Source organism: Paraburkholderia flagellata (assembly GCF_021390645.1).
Lineage (GTDB): Bacteria > Pseudomonadota > Gammaproteobacteria > Burkholderiales > Burkholderiaceae > Paraburkholderia > Paraburkholderia flagellata.
In genome coordinates this window covers 2,467,209-2,485,305 of sequence record NZ_JAJEJT010000001.1, presented here as the reverse complement: position 1 = coordinate 2,485,305, position 18,097 = coordinate 2,467,209, and the positions used below count along the sequence as shown (strand labels likewise).

Below are 18,097 nucleotides of genomic sequence, written 5' to 3'. Positions count from 1 at the left end.
CAAATCCTTTAGATGGGCGAATTTGCGCTTGACTTGAGTTCCGCTATGCGGAACAATGTTTTGCAAATTGACTTTAGTGTAGCACCAGGGCGCCCATGTCTGCATCCGGAACGACTACAACTTCCTCTTTTTCTTCTTCGCTGGCTGAGGGCCCGATCGACGAGCGCAAGTTCGTCGTGGCGCTCGCGCGCGGGCTCGATCTGCTGCGGGCGTTCCGCCCAGGCGAGACGCTGCTCGGCAACCGCGACTTCGTGCAGCGCACGGGTTTGCCGAAGGCGACCGTGAACCGGCTCGCCTACACGCTCACCGTGCTCGGCTATCTGCGTTTTGACGAATCGCTTGGCAAATATGCGCTCGACGCCGGTGTGCTGTCACTCGGCTTCGCGCTGCTGTCGGGTACTGACACGCTCGAACTCGCCCGCCCGCATTTGCGCGCGTTCGCGCGCGAGGTGGGCGCTGCAGTGTCGCTGGGCTGCCGCGACGGTCTGGACGTGATCTATCTGGAGACGATCCGCAGCGAGACGGCGCTTACGCTGGGCCTCGCCTCAGGCTCGCGGCTGTCGATGCTCACGAGCTCGATGGGCCGCGCGTATCTGGCCGTGCAGCCCATCGATGTACGCATGGCGTTGTTCGCGGAACTGGAGAAGGCGGCGGGAAGCGAAGGGCCGGCGCTGGTCGAGGCCGCGAAACGCGAGATCGAGGTATTCGGCAAGGAAGGGTGCTGCTATTCGTTTCGCGATTGGCACGAAGACGTCAACGCCGTGGCGGTGCCGTTTCGCGAGCCGCGCGATCGTCGCTGGCTCGTGCTCAGCTGCAGTGGGCCGGCTTCATCGATGGGGCCCGAGGTGTTTCGCGAGCGCGTGGCGCCGCTCCTGAAGTCGCTGGCGAGGCGTCTTGGCGAAACGGTCTGACGCGCGAGCCGCAGCGGACACAAAAAAGCCGACCTGGAGGTCGGCTTTTTCATGATGGCGTACGGCCAGGCTCAGTGGTTCAACCGGCCGAGCAGCAGGAACTCCATAAGCGCCTTCTGCACGTGCAGGCGGTTTTCCGCCTCGTCCCAAACCACGCTCTGCGGGCCGTCGATCACCTCGGCGCTCACTTCCTCGCCGCGGTGCGCGGGCAGGCAGTGCATGAAGAGTGCATCGGCGTTGGCGCGGGCCATCATCGGCGCGTCCACGCACCAGTCTGCGAACGCCGTCTTGCGCGCTTCGTTTTCGGCCTCGAAGCCCATGCTGGTCCAGACGTCGGTCGTCACGAGGTCGGCGCCGTCGCAGGCGTCATGCGGGTCTTCAAACACTTCGTAGGACGGCTTGCTTTCCGGCGCGACCAGCGCCGGATCGAGCGGATAGCCCGGCGGCGTGGAAATACGCAGCTTGAACTCGAGGATCTGCGCGGCTTCGATCCACGTGTAGAGCATGTTGTTGGCGTCGCCGACCCACGCCACGGTCTTGCCGCGGATCGGGCCGCGATGCTCGTAGTACGTGAAGATGTCCGCCAGCACCTGGCAGGGGTGGTACTCGTTCGTTAGACCGTTGATGACCGGCACGCGCGAGCTTTCGGCAAAGCGTTGGAGGATGTCCTGGCCGAACGTGCGGATCATGATGATGTCGACCATGCGCGAGATGACCTGCGCCGAATCTTCGATCGGCTCGCCGCGGCCGAGCTGCGTGTCGCGCGTGTTCATGAACACGGCATGGCCGCCCAGCTGGAAGATACCCGCTTCGAACGAGAGGCGCGTGCGCGTGGAGCTCTTCTCGAAGATCATCGCCAGCGTGCGGTCGTGCAGCGGGTGATAGGTCTCGTAGTTCTTGAACTTGCGCTTCAGGATGCGCGCGCGCTCCAGCACATAATCATATTCGTCAAGGGAGAAATCCTTGAACTGCAGGTAATGGCGTATGGTCCGGGAGGTCATGAAACGAAAACGGCGCCCGATCCGGCCTCGAACTGCAAGATTGGGCCGGCGACGCCGCTGAGGTTGGTGGTAAGTCAAAGCAGCATAAAGGATTTTGCGCATTTTGACGAGTTGCCCTAAATTTGGGCAGGGTGTTCTGGCACGGGGTGGGCGGCGCTTTCGGGATGGCTTTCGCGGCTGTTTCGCGGCCATCGCGAGGGCCCGGATTTAGCCTTTCAAATGCCTTGTGTGCACTGCGTCAAAACGGTCGGTGCGCTATAATCCCAGAGATTTCTTAGGCACGACAAACGGGCCCTGAGCGTGTGGTGGCAACACCTGCGGCAAGGTGGCGACACCTCGCGGCAACGGCAGGCAAGCCCGCGGGGCGGCCTGTGCGCTGACTGGCAGTGCGCCGCGAAATCGTCCCGTCGATCCGTTGCAAGACCTACTTGTGACATGCGGCGGCGACGATTTTCGAGACTTGACGCCAGGCGGGGTGCGCGGCAGCCGTTCCCTATCCATCGGACTGTCCAGGCGCGTGGTGGCGGGCGATCCCCGCGGCCGGCGTTCCGCGGTACCCGTGAGGTATCCGCGCGGGCGCAGCGCTCGTGCCGCCGTTACATGCTGCAAACGCACCCAGCAGCTACACACACAGGTACTCCTGCATGGCCGACGAAGCTCCAACCGAATACTTCATTCAAGGCATCACCAGCGCGGGGAAGAAGTTTCGTCCGAGCGACTGGTCGGAGCGCCTCGCCGGGGTGATGTCGAGCTTCGGTCCGAAAGCGTCGGCCAATGCTCGCGGCCCGAACGCCTATCTGCGTTACTCGCTCTACGTGCGCCCGACGATGATCGGCGACCTCAAGGTCGTCGTGCTGGACTCGCGCCTGAAGGACGTCGAGCCGATGGCCTTCAATTTCGTCATGAACTTCGCGAAGGACAACGACCTCCTCGTGACCGAGGCGTGCGAATTGCCGCACGATCACGCCACACAGCAAGCCACCGTGCGCTAACGGCACAGCCGCAGCGACGAACGGACCCGCTTCGGCGGGTTTTTTTTTGTGCCCGACAAAAACAAAAAAACCCGCCAAAGCGGGTTTTTGTCGTGCAGCTCAAGAGAGCGCTGCCAGCGTGGCCGGCAGTGCGAATCTCTTTACTGCGCAGCTTGCATTGCCTTGACGGCAGCAGCCAGGCGGCTCTTGTTGCGAGCGGCCTTGTTCTTGTGAACGATCTTCTTGTCGGCGATGATGTCGAGCGTCTTGCCCGCTGCCTTCAGAACTTCAGCAGCCTTTGCCTGGTCGCCGGCGTCGATTGCCTTGCGAACAGCCTTGATGGCGGTGCGGAACTTCGAGCGCAGTGCCGAGTTGTGCGAGTTTGCCTTCGCGGCCTGACGGGCGCGCTTGCGTGCTTGTGCGGAGTTTGCCATTGCGATTCCTTGTGATTGCGGAGCGTGGACCTGGCCGGCGCTCTTTGCCTGGATTTGAACCTTCGGCAGCGTTGCCTGCTGTTGCCTGAAAGTCCAAAACGGTATTTGCCAGTTCGGTTTGCTCTAAACTGGCCGCGCCTTTTGTGCCAGAGCAGCTTCCTGCCCCCTTTCCAAGACGCGCTTCGAGCCCTCTGAGAGAACCCGAATCGACGATTATAGCAACAGAATCATGAGGGTGGCAATGCGAGGCAAGCACTGCGCTTCAGCGACGACAAGTGCCGCCGGAGGTGAACGCCTTTAACGCGACGCGGTCACAATCAGCGCGTTTTGTCTTTGCCTCCCGTCTGCCTGCGCCGTCGCGCGGGTTTTGCGTCGACCATTGCGCTGCGCTTGCGCGATCGAGCGGAAGGCGCCCGTATAATAGCCGCCCCATGAATCTATTCCGAGCCCTGCTGACAGTCAGCGGCTTCACGCTGCTGTCGCGCGTGACCGGTCTGGCCCGAGAAACGCTGATTGCGCGCGCATTTGGCGCGAGCCAGTACACCGACGCCTTCTACGTCGCGTTTCGCATTCCCAACCTGCTGCGCCGCATCTCGGCGGAAGGCGCCTTCTCGCAGGCGTTCGTGCCGATTCTCGCGGAGTTCAAGAACCAGAAGGGCCATGACGCCACGCGCGCGCTCGTCGACGCCACGTCGACTGTGCTCGCCTGGGTGCTCGCGATCCTCTCGCTGCTTGGCATTTTCGGCGCGTCGTTCGTCGTGATTGTGGTCGCGTCGGGCCTGAAGAGCGACGGGCAGGCGTTTCCGCTCGCCGTCACGATGACGCGCATCATGTTCCCCTATATCGTGTTCATCTCGCTGACGTCGCTCGCGTCCGGCGTGCTCAACACGTACAAGCAGTTCTCGCTGCCCGCGTTCGCGCCGGTGCTGCTCAACGTTTCGTTCATCACGGCTGCCGTGGCCTTCGCGCCGCACATGAAGCAGCCCGTCTACGCGCTCGCATGGGCCGTGATCGTGGGCGGCGTGCTGCAGTTCATCGTGCAATTGCCGGGCTTGAAGCGCATCGACATGATGCCGCGCATCGGGCTGAATCCGCTCAAGGCGCTCGCGCACCGGGGCGTTAAGCGCGTGCTCGCGAAGATGGTGCCCGCCATGTTCGCCGTCTCGGTCGCGCAGATCAGCCTCATCATCAACACCAATATTGCCTCGCGTCTGGGGCCCGGTGCGGTCTCGTGGATCAATTACGCCGACCGCCTGATGGAGTTCCCCACGGCGCTGCTCGGCGTGGCGCTCGGTACGATCCTGCTGCCGAGCCTCTCGAAAGCGCACGTCGATGCCGATCCGCATGAGTACTCGGCGCTGCTCGACTGGGGCCTGCGCGTGACGTTCCTGCTTGCCGCGCCCTCGGCCGTTGCGCTCTTCTTCTTCGCCGAGCCGCTCACGGCCACGCTCTTTCACTACGGCAAGTTCGACGCCACGTCCGTCATCATGACGGGCCGCGCGCTCGCGGCGTACGGGGTGGGGCTCGTCGGCCTCATCCTCATCAAGATCCTCGCGCCCGGCTTCTACGCGCGCCAGGACATCAAAACGCCGGTCAAGATCGGCGTGGGCGTGCTCATCGCCACGCAGATCAGCAACTACATCTTCGTGCCGATCTTCTCGCACGCGGGCCTCACGCTCTCGGTCGGCCTTGGCGCCTGCATGAACGCGCTACTGCTTTTCATCGGGCTGCGCCGCCGCGGCATCTACATGCCGTCCGCGGGCTGGATGACGTTCTTCGTGCAGTTGCTCGGGGCATGTCTCGTGCTGGCGGGGGCGATGCACTGGTGCGCCATCAGCTACGACTGGATCGCGCTGCGTCATGAACCGCTTGAGCGCATCGCTTTGCTCGGTGCGTGCCTCGTCCTGTTCGCGGCGCTATATTTCGGTATGCTTTGGCTCATGGGCTTCAAATACGCGTACTTCAAGAGGCGGGCGAAGTGACCACGATGACTACGCGGGTACTGGATTATTTCAGCGCGCTCGTTGCCGACGACGAGAGCCTGCCGCTCACCGAGGCGGCGCTCGCAATCGCGCAGGACGCGTATCCCGATCTCGATCTGCAAGGCACGCTCGCCGAGATCGACGAACTCGCGCTGCGCGTGCGCCGCCGCATGCCCGAAGGGGCGGACGTGCGCCAGCAGGTCGCCGTGCTCAACCGCTGCTTTTTTCGCGAGATGGGCTTCGCGGCCAACCTCAACGACTTTCTCGACCCCGAAAACAGCCACCTGAACGTCGTGCTCAAGCGCCGGCGCGGCATACCCATTTCGCTGGCGGTGCTGTATCTGGAAATGGCGACGCAGCTCGGGCTGCCGGTGAAAGGCGTATCGTTTCCGGGACATTTTCTGCTGCGCGTCGCGCTGCCCGAAGGCGACGAGATGCTCGATCCCACCACGGGCCGCACGCTCACCGAATCCGACATGGTGGAGATGCTCGAACCGTTCGTGGCCAACGCCGGCGACTCCGTGGCCCGTGCGCTGCGCATGCTGCTCGAACCGGCCACGCGCCGCGAGATCGTCGCGCGCATGCTGCGCAACCTGAAGTCGGTATATCTGCAGACTGAACGCTGGCAGCGCCTGCTGGCCATCCAGCAGCGGCTCGTGATCCTGCTGCCCGAGAACATCGAGGAAGTGCGCGACCGCGGCTTCGCGTATGCGCGGCTCGACTATCTGCGCCCCGCACTCGAAGACCTCGAACACTACCTCGACGAGCGCCCCGACGCGGAAGACGCGACCGTGGTCGAGTCGCAGCTGCATGAACTGCGTCAGCGCACGCTCGATAACGACTGAAGCGCTTGACTGAAAAGTGCAGACAAAAACGCCCGCGACGAATCTCGCGGGCTTTTTTTATTGCGCGTAGCAGGGCGCCCGGTTACTTCGGCTGCATGCGGATCGCGCCGTCCAGACGGATCACCTCGCCGTTGAGCATCGGATTCTCGACGATCTGCTTGACGAGCATCGCATATTCATCGGGCTTGCCGAGGCGCGGCGGGAACGGGACCATCGCGCCGAGCGCATCCTGGACCTCTTTGGGCATGCCGAGCAGCATCGGCGTTTCGAAGAGGCCGGGCGCGATCGTCATGACGCGGATGCCGCTGCGCGAAAGGTCGCGCGCGATCGGCAGCGTCATCGCGACGACGCCGCCTTTCGACGCGGCGTAGGCCGCCTGACCGATCTGGCCGTCATACGCGGCCACCGAAGCCGTGTTGACGATGACGCCGCGCTCGCCGCCCTCGGCGGGTGACGTCTGGGCGATCGCGGCCGCCGCGAGGCGGATCATGTTGAAAGTGCCGATCAGATTGACCGAGATGGTTTTCGAGAACGTGTCGAGCGGATGCGGGCCGTCCTTGCCCACGGTCTTGACGGCGGGCGCGATGCCCGCGCAGTTCACGAGGCCGCGCAGCGTGCCGAGCGCGGTTGCCGCGGCTACGGCACGCGCGCCGTCGTCTTCGCTCGCGACGTTGCACTTCACGAACGCGCCGCTCAGTTCCTTCGCGAGCGCGTTGCCCGCGTCCTCGTTGAGGTCGGCGATGACGACCTTGCCGCCCTCGGCCGCGATGAGACGTGCGCTTGCCGCGCCGAGCCCCGACGCGCCGCCGGTGATGAGAAATACGTTGCCGCGGATCTGCATGTTTCGTCTCCTGTCGTTGGGCTATGTCTTGCGCGGAGCGGAAGTCCACGCAAGGCCACGCAAAAACAAAGCGGGCCGGCTGGCGTCGCGCCCCGAGTCACATCGGGAGTGCGGCGCCAGCCGGCCCGCAGGCAAACCAGCATGAAAGCCGAAACCGGCTTCGAATCGTGCTTTTAACCGGCCGTTGAATCGCTTACTTCAGCGCTTCGAATGCGCGCTCGCGAATCTCGTCGACGCTGCCGAGGCCCGAGATGGCGCGATACTGCGGCGGCTGCAGGCCGTTTTCCTCACCGCGTTTGGCCCACTCGCTGTAGTAGGCGATGAGCGGCTTGGTCTGGGCGACGTACACGTCCAGACGCTTGCGCACCGTTTCTTCCTTGTCGTCGTCGCGCTGGACGAGCGGTTCGCCCGTGACGTCGTCCGTCATCTCGACCTTGGGCGGATTGAACTTGACGTGATACGTGCGGCCCGAAGCCGGGTGCATGCGGCGGCCGCTCATGCGCGTGATGATCTCGTCGAACGGCACGTCGATCTCGAGCACGTAGTCGATCGCGACGCCCGCCTGCTTCATGGCTTCGGCTTGCGGCAGCGTGCGCGGGAAGCCGTCGAACAGGTAGCCGTTCTTGCAGTCGGGCTCCTGAAGGCGTTCCTTCACGAGATTGATGATGAGTTCGTCGGTGACGAGCTCGCCGGCGTCCATGAATCGCTTCGCTTCGAGGCCAAGCGGCGTGCCCGCCTTGACGGCTGCGCGCAGCATGTCGCCCGTCGAGATTTGCGGAATGCCGAACTTTTCCTTGATGAAGCTTGCCTGGGTTCCCTTGCCCGCGCCCGGGGCGCCCAACAGGATCAAACGCATGTGAACAATCTCCGATCTGTGTGAATTCTTGCGGCGCGGTGGCTGCACCACGTGTGGTGGGACAGCATCGTCAGCGTCGTGCGTCTCCTTGCCCATTCGCTCACGGCCGTCGAGGCAGTGCTGGCGGGGGCAACGGCCCGTCCCGCGCGGCTTTCGCCCGGTGTCCATGACTCGCACAGGACTCGGGGCGGCGCTGCAAGACGGTGCCGAAAAGCGGGGAAACCCCGACGCACAAAGGCTTTAGACGGCTCGCGCAAACAATTGATTATGCCATGGGATTTTTGCCCCACGGACGGAATTAAGGCCGGTATAACGCTTGCACACGGGCGAGGTCGGCGGGCGTGTCGACGCCCGGCGCGGGTGCTTCGGCCGTCACGAGCACCGCGATGCGCTCGCCGTGCCACATTGCGCGAAGTTGCTCGAGCGCCTCGACCTGCTCGATCGGTGACTGCGCGAGCGAGGGGTAGCTGCGCAGGAATTTCGCGCGGTATGCGTACAGGCCGATATGCCGATAAACGGTCGCAGGAGCCGGCGGGGCGGGCATTGCGCCGAGATCGAGACGCGCCGGCGACCAGTGCGGCTGCCAGGCGTCGCGGGCCCAGGGAATGGGCGCGCGCGAGAAGTAGAGCGCTACACCGCGCGCGTCCAGCACGACCTTCACGACGTTCGGGCTGAAGATCTCCTCGGGCGCCGTGATGGGATGCGCCGCGGTGGCGATGGCGCATTCGGGGTGCACAGCGAGGTGCGACGCAACGTCGCACACGAGCGCGGGGTCGATCAGCGGTTCGTCGCCCTGGACGTTGACCACGATCGTCTCGTCGCTCCAGCCATATTGTTCGGCGACCTCAGCGAGGCGGTCGGTGCCCGACGGGTGATCGGCGCGCGTGAGCATGGCCTCGAAACCGTGGTCGCGTGCGGCGTCGAGCACGCTTTGGGCATCGGAGGCGATCAGCACCTTCTGCGCGCCCGAATCACGCGCGCGTTCGGCCACACGCACCACCATCGGCTTGCCGCCGATGTCGGCGAGCGGTTTGTTGGGCAGCCGCGTGGACGCGAGGCGCGCCGGGACGACGGCGATGAAGGGTTGCACGGGAGCGGTCATGGCCAGTTCGGGCAAGGACAGGAAACGGGATTAGGGATAACCGGTTCTGGAAACCGCCTTTGGAGCCGACAGCGCGCCGGGGGCGGCGCGTGCGACTCGACTTCCAGCCGGGAGTACGAAATGAGCGGAGTGAATGGCGTGAGCGGGGGAGTGAGCGCGATTGCGGCCACCTGGCGGCGCGCGAAGCGCCGCCCGCGCGCCTTACGCGGCGCTTGGGCCTTGCGGATCGACCGGCGTGCCTTCCACGGTTTGACGCGCTTCGTCGACGAGCATGACCGGAATGCCGTCGCGGATCGGATAGGCGAGCTTGTCGGCATTGCAGATCAGCTCCTGCGCGGCGCGGTCATAGCTGAGCGGGCCCTTGCAGATCGGGCAGACCAGGATTTCAAGCAGACGAGCGTCCACGGAGTTTCTCCACAACCAGGGTAATGAGGCGATGATCGAGCGCGGCTTCGACGGGGACGACCCAGATGCGCGCATCGTTCCAGGACCCCAATTTTACTGCATCCTTTTCGGTGACCAGGATCGCGTCGGCGGCGACGTCGGCGAACGGGTTGGTCGCGTAGGCGTAATGGTCGGGCAGCGGCAGGGTTTGCGGCGCAAGGCCGGCCGCGCGCAGCGTCGCGAAAAAACGCTCAGGCGAACCGATGCCTGCCGCCGCCACGATGCGCAGCGCGGGCTGCGACCCTTGTGTGCCAGTGCCTTGCCCCGGCGCGGCCGCGCCAGCGGCAAACTGCGCGAGCGGACGGCGCAGCGCCGGATTGGCGAGGTGCCAGGCGTCGCCGGGTTCGAGTTTGAGCGCGAACGTATTGGGCCAGGGCGGCAGCGTGCGCGCAAACGGATTGTTGATGAGCGTGGCGTCACGGCTGCGCGAGAGCGGCTCGCGCAGCGGGCCCGCGGGCAGCAGAAAGCCGTTGCCGCCCAGGCGATGGTCGAACACCACGATCTCGACGTCGCGCACGAGGCGGTAATGCTGGAGGCCGTCGTCGCTCACGATCACGTCGACGTCGCTGTGGGCGCCGCACAGAGACGTGGCCGCCGCGACGCGGTCGGGCGAGACCCACACGGGCACGCCCGTGCGGCGGGCGATCAGCAACGGTTCGTCGCCGCAAAGGCGCGCGGGCGTATCCGCCGTGACGGGTGTCGGGCGTGCGATTTTCGCGCCGTACCCGCGCGAGACCACGCCGGGTGAGAAGCCCGCTGCGCGCAGCGCCTCGACGAGTGCGATCACCGTGGGCGTCTTGCCCGTGCCGCCCACGGTCACGTTACCGACCACCACCACGGGTACGCCCACGCGCATGCTTTTGAGCCAGCCCGCGGCGAAGGCGGCGCGGCGCGCGCCGCTCACGGCGGCGAACACGGCGGCGAGCGGCGTAAGCGCCCACGCGAGTGCGCCGCGGCGTTGCCAGGCGTGCGCAAACTGCGCTTCGAGGCGTTCCTTGAGACGGGAGACGGGGCCGCTCATCGGCAATTTGCGCGCGAAGCGCCGCACGCGGCATGCGGGAAGCAGACAGGCAGGGCGGGCATCGGGTCGGTTCTCCGGTTCGAGGTGAGCGACAAACAAGACGGCAGACGAATGACCTGCATCTGCGAGCGCCCGGCGCGGCACAGGCGGTCGTGAACCCGGCACTCTAGCGCGGGTAGGCGCCACGCGGCAAGTTGGCTGGCCGCACGCAATTGTCGGCTGCGTGCAAGGCGCGCGAAACGTCCAAAAAATCACCGCCTGTGGATAACTTTGTGGAGAAGTAGGCTACGGGAAGCCGCAAAGGCCCATTCTTCGGCCTCTCCATCGGCGTGTAAGGATATTATGGAGATAAAAAACGTATAAAAATCAACAAGATGGGATATTTTTTCAGCGTTTGCGGGGCGGGTGCGGGCAACTTGCCGCATGACAGCGCCGATGTGGACACTTCGCGGCGCTTGCGGGGCGGGTCTCTTTCGTGCTGGACTGGCGCCCCCCGAACGGTCTATCGTCTGTCCGGCCGACGCTTCTCCACACCCTTTCGCATGCTATCCGACCGATTCTCCGCTTCTTCCGCTTCTTCGGGCGACGTCGTCGTGCCGGTTTCGGCGCTCAACCGGGCGATCGCCTCGATGCTCGAGCGCACGTTCCCGCTCGCATGGATTTCCGGCGAAGTTTCCAACTTTACGCGCGCCGCGAGTGGCCACTGGTACTTCTCGATCAAGGACGCCCAGGCGCAGATTCGCTGCGTGATGTTCCGCGGCCGCGCGCAGTACGCCGAATTCACGCCGCGCGAAGGCGACCGCATCGAAGTGCGTGCGCTCGTCACGATGTACGAGCCGCGCGGCGAACTCCAGCTGAACGTCGAGGCCGTGCGGCGCACCGGCCAGGGCCGGCTCTACGAAGCGTTCCTGCGACTGAAGGCGCAACTCGAAGCCGAAGGGCTCTTCGACGCCGGGCGCAAGCGCGCGCTGCCCTCGCATCCGCGCGCCATCGGCGTGATTACGTCGATGCAGGCCGCTGCGCTGCGCGACGTGCTCACCACGCTGTGCCGCCGTGCGCCGCACGTGCCGGTGATCGTCTATCCCGCGCCGGTGCAGGGCGCGGGCTCGGCCGAAAAGCTCACGGCGATGCTGGAAACCGCGAACGCGCGCAACGAAGTGGACGTGCTCGTGCTGTGCCGCGGCGGCGGCTCGATCGAGGACCTGTGGTCGTTCAACGACGAGGCGCTTGCCCGCGCGATCGCGGCCAGCGCCATTCCCGTGGTGAGCGGCGTAGGACACGAAACCGATTTCACGATCGCCGACTTCGCGGCCGACGTGCGCGCGCCGACCCCCACTGGGGCGGCTGAACTCGTCAGCCCGCAGCGCACGCTGCTGCTGCGCGACCTCGACCAGCGCCATGCCGCGCTCGCGCGCGATTTCGGCCGCCTGCTCGAGCGGCGCTCGCAGCAACTCGACTGGCTGGCGCGCCGGCTCGTTTCTCCCGTCGAGCGGCTTGCGCAGCAGCGCACGCATTTGCGCCAATTGACGATACGGCTCGCATCGGCGGGCTCGCGTGCCAGCGCCGAGGCGCGTGCGCGCCTGAACGTCATGCAGATGCGCTGGCAGCGCGCGCGGCCCGACGCCGCCGCGCAGCGCGCTCAACTCGAGTCGCTTGGCCGGCGTCTGGACGGCGCCTTCGCGCGTCAGCGCGAGCGCGAAGCGGCGCGCGTATCGGAACTCACGGCGCGGCTCGAAGTGCTGAGTCCGCAGCGCACGTTCGAGCGCGGCTACGCGGCGCTGCTCGACGCGCAAAGCGGCGCGGCCGTGCGTTCGCCCGCCACGCTCAAGCCCGGCAAGCGGCTCACAGTGCATCTCGCACAGGGCAGCGCCGACGTCGCGCTCGCCGATGTCCAGCCGCGCCTCGCCGACGGTTTCTGAAACTGGCACGTAGTCAGACGGCCAGGCTCGCTGTTTGCTGTGCAAGGAAGAACCGGCGCGATCGCACGATCGTTTGGAACACGACGAAAAATCGTGACGGCGAGCGATTGTTGCAGTCTCGTTGCAGGAAGTTTGCATGCCGGTTGCGCGAAGATTGCAACGCGATTGCAGCGGTATTGCCTGCGTGCGATCCCGGTATGGATCGCATGGCTTCGCAAGCGCTGTTCGAGCGTCGTTGCATCGAGCATCACGCGCTGTGCGACCCGTGCAGCATGGCACCCACGCAGCGGGGAATCGGCGAAAAACCGCGTAGCGGTTCATCCGCAAAAGCCCCGCGCAAACGATATCCGGCATAAAGGCCGCTCGTTTGCGGGGTTATTCCAACTCGCCTACAATCGAGTGCTCCATGCCGGTTATCACGCAGAACTCCCCATAACACGACGAAGGAACCGCATCATGTCATTTACGCTCCCGCCGCTGCCGTTCGCGAAGAACGCCCTCGCTCCGCACATGTCGGAAGAGACGCTCGAGTTCCACTACGGCAAGCACCACCAGGCTTACGTCACGAATCTGAACAATCTCGTTCCGGGCACGGAATTCGAAAAGCTCTCGCTTGAAGAGATCATCAAGAAGTCGTCGGGTGGCGTGTTCAACAACTCGGCGCAGATCTGGAATCACACGTTCTTCTGGAACAGCCTCTCGCCGCAAGGCGGCGGCGCACCGTCGGGCGCACTCGGCGACGCGATCAACGCGAAGTGGGGCTCCTACGACGCGTTCAAGGAAGCCTTCACCAAGGCTGCAGTGGGCAACTTCGGTTCGGGCTGGACGTGGCTCGTGAAGAAGGCTGACGGCTCGCTCGACATCGTGTCGACCAGCAATGCCGCCACGCCGCTCACGACCGACGCCAAGGCGCTCCTCACGATCGACGTGTGGGAACACGCTTACTACATCGACTACCGCAACGCGCGTCCGAAGTTCGTCGAAGCGTTCTGGAACATCGTGAACTGGAACTTCGCAGCGCAAAACTTCGCGTGAGTTTCGCGTAGTACGAAGTCCTGTTCGACGTGCCGCAATGACTGCGGTACATGCAAAAAGCCCTCGATTCGCATCGAGGGCTTTTTTGTTTTGCGTGAAGTGTTTTACGCAAAAGCGGCGATGGTTTCCTGCGTCGAGCGCACGTGGCCCATGTGCGGGAACAGCTTTTCGAACGAGAAGTGATGCATCTCTTCGTTCAGACCCGAAGTGGCGTCTTCGACGAACACGAGCTTGAAGCCGAGATCGAACGCCGCGCGCGCGGTGGATTCGACGCCGAAGTTCGTGGCGATGCCGCCGATGACGATGGTGTCGATGCCGCGGCGGCGCAGCTGCTGCTCGAGGTTGGTGCCGTAGAACGCGCCCCATTGGCGCTTGGCGACGATCACGTCGCCGGCTTGAGCGCCGATGCCGGGCACGAGTTCGGAAGCCTCGGCCGGTGCGGGCGGCGTGTCGGGCGTGCGGCCGGGGGCGTCGGCGGGCAGCGCGAGCAGTTCGTTCAGGAGCACGTGGACCCAGACGACGGTGCCGCCCTTGGCGCGCAAGGCGTCGGCGAGCGGTTTGGCGTTGGCCACGACCTGTGCGCCGCTATAGGGCGCGATCTGGCGGCCGACGATGCCGTGCTGGAGATCGATCATCACGAGCGCCGTGGTGCGCGCGTTCAGTGAAAGTGCTTGCGTCATGGTTCACCTATATGTGAGGATGGCTTCACATAATCATACACGAATATGAAGGAGGCTTCAGATATGGCGGCTGACCCGCTCGCGCGTAAAGAGGCGCAAGTTGAGAACGCACGGCGCGTGCCGCGCCAGGAACGTGCGGCGCGTACGTTGGACGCGCTGCTCGAAGCGGCGGGCGAAGCCTTTGCCGAGCGCGGATTCGAAGCGGCGACGATGACGCAGATCGCGCAGCAGGCGGGCGTTTCCGTTGGCGCGGCGTACCAGTACTTTCCGAACAAGGAAGCACTGGCTCTCGCGCTGCGCCAGCGTTACGGCAACGAGATGGACGCGCGCTGGAGCGCGCTCATCGCCGCGCACGACGATGCCGGCAAACTGCCACTCGCAGAACTGGTCGAGCGTCTTTTCGACCTGATGGTCGACCTGATGCACGACTATCCCGCGTATTTGCCGCTGCTTTCCGTGCCGCTTGGCTTCAAGCGCGATGCGGCCGTGCGCAATCTGCTGCGTCAGCGTTTCACGGCGCTCTTCCTGCGCTATCAACCGGCACTTTCGTCCGACGAGGCCTATCGCGTGGCCGAAGTCATGCTGCAGGTCATCAAGAGCCTCAATCCACTCTACGCCGCGGCGAAACCGAAGGAGCGCAAGCTGCTCGTCGCCGAGTACAAGGGCGTGCTGGCGACGTGGCTCGCCGTGCGACTCGCGTGAGCCCGCGAGCCGCCCACACCCGCACCGCGTCTTAGCGCTGTAGCGGCTCTTCGCGCGACGTCAGCACGCGGTCGATCAGGCCATACTCCGCGGCTGCTTGCGCCGACATGAAATTGTCGCGGTCGCTGTCGTGCGCGATCTGCTCGATGCCGCGCCCGGTGCGCGCGGCGAGCATCGCGTTCAGGCGCTCGCGCAGGTAAAGGATCTCGCGCGCCTGCAACTCGACATCGGCAGCGGTGCCCTGGCCGCCACCCGAAGGCTGATGGATCATGATGCGTGCATTCGGTAGTGCGAAGCGTTTTCCCTGGGCGCCTGCAGCGAGCAGGAACGACCCCATGCTGGCCGCGAAACCCGTGCACAGCGTCGAGACATCGGGCTTGATGAACTGCATCGTGTCGTAGATGGCGAGTCCGTCGTAGACCGAACCACCCGGCGAGTTGATATAGAGGTGGATGTCCTTGTCCGCGTTTTCCGCTTCGAGAAAGAGCAGTTGCGCGACCACGAGGCTCGCGCTCTGCTCGGTCACTGGCCCGACGAGGAACACGATACGCTCGCGCAAGAGGCGAGAGTAGATGTCGTAGGCGCGCTCGCCGCGCCCCGATGTTTCGATCACGGTCGGGACGAGATTGAGCGCGCTCGGCGGCATTGCTGCATGATTCAGTGCAAAGGATGGCATGAGTGGCCTCGCGTTTTTCCGTTGACGGCTGTTGACGTTGGCGGCGCGATTGCGACGCTGCTGCCATGACGCCCGGCGCGGCGGCCGCGTGACGACAATATTTTTGCGGGGGGCTGTCACGTTGGCCTCGCGCCGGACGTCATGTGGGAAACGGGCGGGAGCGACCACGCAAGGCGAAGGAGCGGAGCGAATGACGCAGGCGATCGACACAATTGACGGAACGAGTCTGGAGGGCGCTGGGCGCAATGAGGCTGCGACCCCAGTGAGCGAGGAAGGCGGCCCTCGCGAAGAAGCGTGGACTGACGCGCGCCGCGCCGCCGCCTTCGGCGAGGCGCGCGGGCGGCTCATTGCGCTGGCAACGCGCGTGCTGGGCAGCCGCGCGGAGGCCGAGGACGTCGTGCAGGACGCATGGTTCCGCTGGCGCGACGCCGACGCGCCAGCCTTGCGCACTCCACAGGCGTGGCTCGCCACGGTCACGGTGCGCCTCGCGATCGACCGGCTGCGCCGCTTGCGCCGGGAGAATGCGGGCGAACACGAGGCCGCGTGGCTCGACGAAGCGGCGCCCTCAGCGGAAGAGGCGGGATTGCGTGCGCGGCGGTTCTCGGACGCGCTGCTGCTGCTGCTCGAACGGCTAGGACCGCTCGAGCAGGCGGTGTTCGTGTTGCGCGAGGCCTTCGATTGCGACTACGCGCAAATCGGCGCGCTCACCGGCTGCACGAACGAGCATTGCCGGCAGATCGTGCGGCGTGCCCGTGTGCGGCTCGCCCGCGAGGCCGCGCCGCAAGCGGCTCCTGCCGACAAAGTGCAGCACGCGCGCACCGCTGAGCGATTGCGTGACGTGCTGCATGCGCAGGATCGCGTGGGATTGATGGATCTGCTGGGCGTGACCGCAACCGCGCTAGTCGCGTCGAGCGTGGCCGAAGTGGCTCACCGCCACGGCACGCAGGAAGCACCACTGGCGCACGTTCTGCGTGCCGAGGCGCTTGCGTTGGACGGCGAGCCGGGCGTGGCGCTCGTCGCGCAGGACGGCGCGCTTGCGGCTTGGCTGCACGTGCGCGACGACCGCTACGGGGTGCCCGAGCCGGTCGTTTGTGTCGCGGCGATGGAGGAGGGGAGCGCGCTCCAGACGGCCAACCGGGCTTTCGGCGGCGATGCGGTGCGCAAGCTGCTCGCCTGGCTCGCCTCGAGCGATGGCGCGGCGTGCGTGTCTACGCTTACCGTCACCGCGCAAGCGTCCACCACACACGGCTGCGCAACGATGCTCGCGCAGCCGCTCGCCCTGGCCTGAGCCGAGGCTTGTACGCAAGTTAGCCGCGCAAGGCGGCGTCCCAGTTGATGTCGACGCACAGCACCTGCACGCCGTGTTCCGTCTGCGCGGCGACCGACGCCGTGACGCACAGGTGCGCCTCGTTGATCGACAGATAGGGGGGCGTGAATTGCACGCGGCCCGGCGCCTTCATCGCACCGATGAAGTATGGCCGTCGCTCCCAGCTCGCGCCTTCCGAATGCAGCAGCGGCCGGAAACGCTTGGCGCGTTGCGACGTGCGCCCGTCGGGCAGCACGTTGTCGCCGATCTGGCGGCCCGACGCGTCGAGCAGGAAGCAGCGCGCCGTGTCGTCGAGGCCTAGCAGCGGCAGCGTGGCGTCGTTCATGTCCACGCCCTCGGCAAGCTGTTTCGCCGCCGCTTCGATGGCGCTCACGTACGGCGCGAGACGCGCGGACTGCGAGCGCTCGCGCGCGGCCACGCGCTCGCGCAGCCGCGCCGAGAGATCGTCCATGAGCTGCGCGGCCTTGGCAGGCGGCACCGGCTCGACGTCCGGCCGTGCGAAATACGCGCCCTGCACGAAGTCGGCGTTGCTCTCCAGCGCGATGAGCGCGTCGCGCTCGGTCGAGAGGCCGCCCACGAGCACGAGCTGACCCGACTCGTGCAGCATCGAAACGAGACCCGGCAGCACGCGCTCGATATGCGCGTGGCGGCTCGCCTGGGCGAGCAGGCTGCGGTCGAGCGTGACGATGTCGGGCCGCAGCTGCCACACGCGGTCGATGTTCGAATGCTTCGCGCCGAAGCCATCCAGCGCGATCACGAAGCCCGCCTTGCGCAATCCGTCGATGATCTCCGCGAAGCGCGAATTCTCGCCGCCCGCCTGCTCCGACACTTCGAGCACCACCCGCTGCGGCTGCAGGCCGAGTGCCTTGATACCCGCGAGCAAGGCGTCGCCGTAGCTCGTGTCCATCAGCGCGGCCGGATGCAGGCTCAGGAAGAGCCATTCGTCGTGCGAATCGAACGCGTTGAAGTTGCCCAGATGCAGCGATTCCGCGAGGCGGCCGAGTTCAAGCAGGTCGCCGCGCCGCGCCGCCTGCGTGAACACCTCCTGCGACGGCACCTGCTGACCCTGCTCGTCGTGCGCGCGCAGCGACGCGTGATAGCCGATCGCGCGCCGGTGCGCGACCGAAAACACGGGCTGAAACACGCTGAAGACGGTGTAGCCGCCGTACAGCACGGTGCGGCGGGCGCCTTCTTCGCCGGCGATGGGGCGAGACTGGAAGCCGGGGGGATCGATGTCGATCATGCTGGTCATTTCGTTTCGATGGCGCGCGGGACGGACGTGACGGGCGGGACGCGTGAGCGTCAAGTTTACAGGATAGGACAGCAAAAAGTATGCGAGTCCCAGGTCCC

18 protein-coding genes are annotated in these 18,097 nt (G+C 65.5%); 8 read left to right on the top strand and 10 right to left on the bottom strand.

Annotation, left to right across the window (positions count from 1 at the left end; genetic code table 11):
- The first annotated feature begins 95 nt into the window (after nucleotides 1-95).
- Nucleotides 96-911, top strand: a complete 816-nt coding sequence (locus L0U83_RS11115; protein ID WP_233882665.1) for an IclR family transcriptional regulator — start codon at nucleotides 96-98, stop codon at nucleotides 909-911.
- A 71-nt stretch (nucleotides 912-982) separates the two neighbouring features.
- On the opposite strand, the gene argF is transcribed toward L0U83_RS11115, so the two are convergent.
- Nucleotides 983-1,912 carry an ornithine carbamoyltransferase gene (gene argF, locus L0U83_RS11110; protein ID WP_233882663.1) on the bottom strand — a complete coding sequence of 310 codons (930 nt, stop codon included), beginning with the start codon at nucleotides 1,910-1,912 and terminating at the stop codon, nucleotides 983-985.
- Between the two features lie 644 nt (nucleotides 1,913-2,556).
- Here argF and L0U83_RS11105 point away from each other — a divergent pair.
- Complete coding sequence (locus tag L0U83_RS11105; protein WP_158758497.1) at nucleotides 2,557-2,904, top strand: DUF3579 domain-containing protein; 348 nt, start codon at nucleotides 2,557-2,559, stop codon at nucleotides 2,902-2,904.
- A gap of 140 nt (nucleotides 2,905-3,044) precedes the next feature.
- Here the strand turns inward: L0U83_RS11105 and rpsT are convergent, their stop codons facing one another.
- Nucleotides 3,045-3,317, bottom strand: a complete 273-nt coding sequence (rpsT, locus tag L0U83_RS11100) for a 30S ribosomal protein S20 (RefSeq protein ID WP_158759143.1) — start codon at nucleotides 3,315-3,317, stop codon at nucleotides 3,045-3,047.
- 431 nt (nucleotides 3,318-3,748) lie between these two features.
- On the opposite strand from rpsT, the gene murJ reads away from it, so the two are divergent.
- Nucleotides 3,749-5,299, top strand: a complete 1,551-nt coding sequence (gene murJ / locus L0U83_RS11095) for a murein biosynthesis integral membrane protein MurJ (RefSeq protein ID WP_233882662.1) — start codon at nucleotides 3,749-3,751, stop codon at nucleotides 5,297-5,299.
- Nucleotides 5,300-5,304: 5 nt separating this feature from the next.
- Nucleotides 5,305-6,144, top strand: coding sequence for a SirB1 family protein (locus L0U83_RS11090; RefSeq protein ID WP_233882660.1), 840 nt, complete (start codon nucleotides 5,305-5,307; stop codon nucleotides 6,142-6,144).
- 82 nt (nucleotides 6,145-6,226) lie between these two features.
- Here L0U83_RS11090 and L0U83_RS11085 read toward each other — a convergent pair whose 3' ends face one another.
- The 5 genes from L0U83_RS11085 to lpxK all read right to left on the bottom strand — a co-directional run bounded on the left by L0U83_RS11085 (nucleotide 6,227) and on the right by lpxK (nucleotide 10,408).
- Nucleotides 6,227-6,985 carry a 3-hydroxyacyl-CoA dehydrogenase gene (locus L0U83_RS11085; protein ID WP_233882658.1) on the bottom strand — a complete coding sequence of 253 codons (759 nt, stop codon included), beginning with the start codon at nucleotides 6,983-6,985 and terminating at the stop codon, nucleotides 6,227-6,229.
- A gap of 193 nt (nucleotides 6,986-7,178) precedes the next feature.
- On the bottom strand, nucleotides 7,179-7,841 hold the full coding sequence (adk, locus tag L0U83_RS11080) for an adenylate kinase (RefSeq protein ID WP_233882657.1): 663 nt from the start codon (nucleotides 7,839-7,841) through the stop codon (nucleotides 7,179-7,181).
- A 298-nt stretch (nucleotides 7,842-8,139) separates the two neighbouring features.
- Entirely contained in the window at nucleotides 8,140-8,943 is an 804-nt protein-coding gene (gene kdsB / locus L0U83_RS11075) for a 3-deoxy-manno-octulosonate cytidylyltransferase (RefSeq protein WP_233882655.1), read from the bottom strand.
- A gap of 201 nt (nucleotides 8,944-9,144) precedes the next feature.
- The gene (locus tag L0U83_RS11070) at nucleotides 9,145-9,348 is read right to left on the bottom strand and encodes a Trm112 family protein (RefSeq protein WP_201695376.1); all 204 of its coding nucleotides are present in this window, start codon (nucleotides 9,346-9,348) and stop codon (nucleotides 9,145-9,147) included.
- Nucleotides 9,329-10,408 (bottom strand): tetraacyldisaccharide 4'-kinase, encoded by a 1,080-nt coding sequence (lpxK, locus tag L0U83_RS11065; RefSeq protein ID WP_233882654.1) that lies wholly within the window; start codon nucleotides 10,406-10,408, stop codon nucleotides 9,329-9,331. Before lpxK ends, L0U83_RS11070 begins: the two co-directional genes overlap by 20 nt.
- Before the next feature lie 542 nt (nucleotides 10,409-10,950).
- Here lpxK and xseA point away from each other — a divergent pair.
- Nucleotides 10,951-12,327 carry an exodeoxyribonuclease VII large subunit gene (gene xseA / locus L0U83_RS11060; RefSeq protein ID WP_233882653.1) on the top strand — a complete coding sequence of 459 codons (1,377 nt, stop codon included), beginning with the start codon at nucleotides 10,951-10,953 and terminating at the stop codon, nucleotides 12,325-12,327.
- A gap of 456 nt (nucleotides 12,328-12,783) precedes the next feature.
- Nucleotides 12,784-13,362 (top strand): superoxide dismutase, encoded by a 579-nt coding sequence (gene sodB, locus L0U83_RS11055; protein ID WP_233882652.1) that lies wholly within the window; start codon nucleotides 12,784-12,786, stop codon nucleotides 13,360-13,362.
- 104 nt (nucleotides 13,363-13,466) lie between these two features.
- On the opposite strand, the gene L0U83_RS11050 is transcribed toward sodB, so the two are convergent.
- Nucleotides 13,467-14,042, bottom strand: coding sequence for an isochorismatase family protein (locus tag L0U83_RS11050; RefSeq protein WP_233882651.1), 576 nt, complete (start codon nucleotides 14,040-14,042; stop codon nucleotides 13,467-13,469).
- Between the two features lie 63 nt (nucleotides 14,043-14,105).
- Between L0U83_RS11050 and L0U83_RS11045 the strand changes: the two genes are divergently transcribed.
- Nucleotides 14,106-14,744 (top strand): TetR/AcrR family transcriptional regulator, encoded by a 639-nt coding sequence (locus tag L0U83_RS11045; protein WP_233882650.1) that lies wholly within the window; start codon nucleotides 14,106-14,108, stop codon nucleotides 14,742-14,744.
- A gap of 31 nt (nucleotides 14,745-14,775) precedes the next feature.
- Here L0U83_RS11045 and clpP read toward each other — a convergent pair whose 3' ends face one another.
- Nucleotides 14,776-15,420, bottom strand: coding sequence for an ATP-dependent Clp endopeptidase proteolytic subunit ClpP (clpP, locus tag L0U83_RS11040; protein WP_308445030.1), 645 nt, complete (start codon nucleotides 15,418-15,420; stop codon nucleotides 14,776-14,778).
- 190 nt (nucleotides 15,421-15,610) lie between these two features.
- Between clpP and L0U83_RS11035 the strand changes: the two genes are divergently transcribed.
- Nucleotides 15,611-16,708 carry a sigma-70 family RNA polymerase sigma factor gene (locus L0U83_RS11035; RefSeq protein ID WP_233882649.1) on the top strand — a complete coding sequence of 366 codons (1,098 nt, stop codon included), beginning with the start codon at nucleotides 15,611-15,613 and terminating at the stop codon, nucleotides 16,706-16,708.
- 19 nt (nucleotides 16,709-16,727) lie between these two features.
- Here the strand turns inward: L0U83_RS11035 and L0U83_RS11030 are convergent, their stop codons facing one another.
- The gene (locus L0U83_RS11030) at nucleotides 16,728-17,999 is read right to left on the bottom strand and encodes an EAL domain-containing protein (protein WP_233882647.1); all 1,272 of its coding nucleotides are present in this window, start codon (nucleotides 17,997-17,999) and stop codon (nucleotides 16,728-16,730) included.
- Between the last annotated feature and the right edge of the window lie 98 nt (nucleotides 18,000-18,097).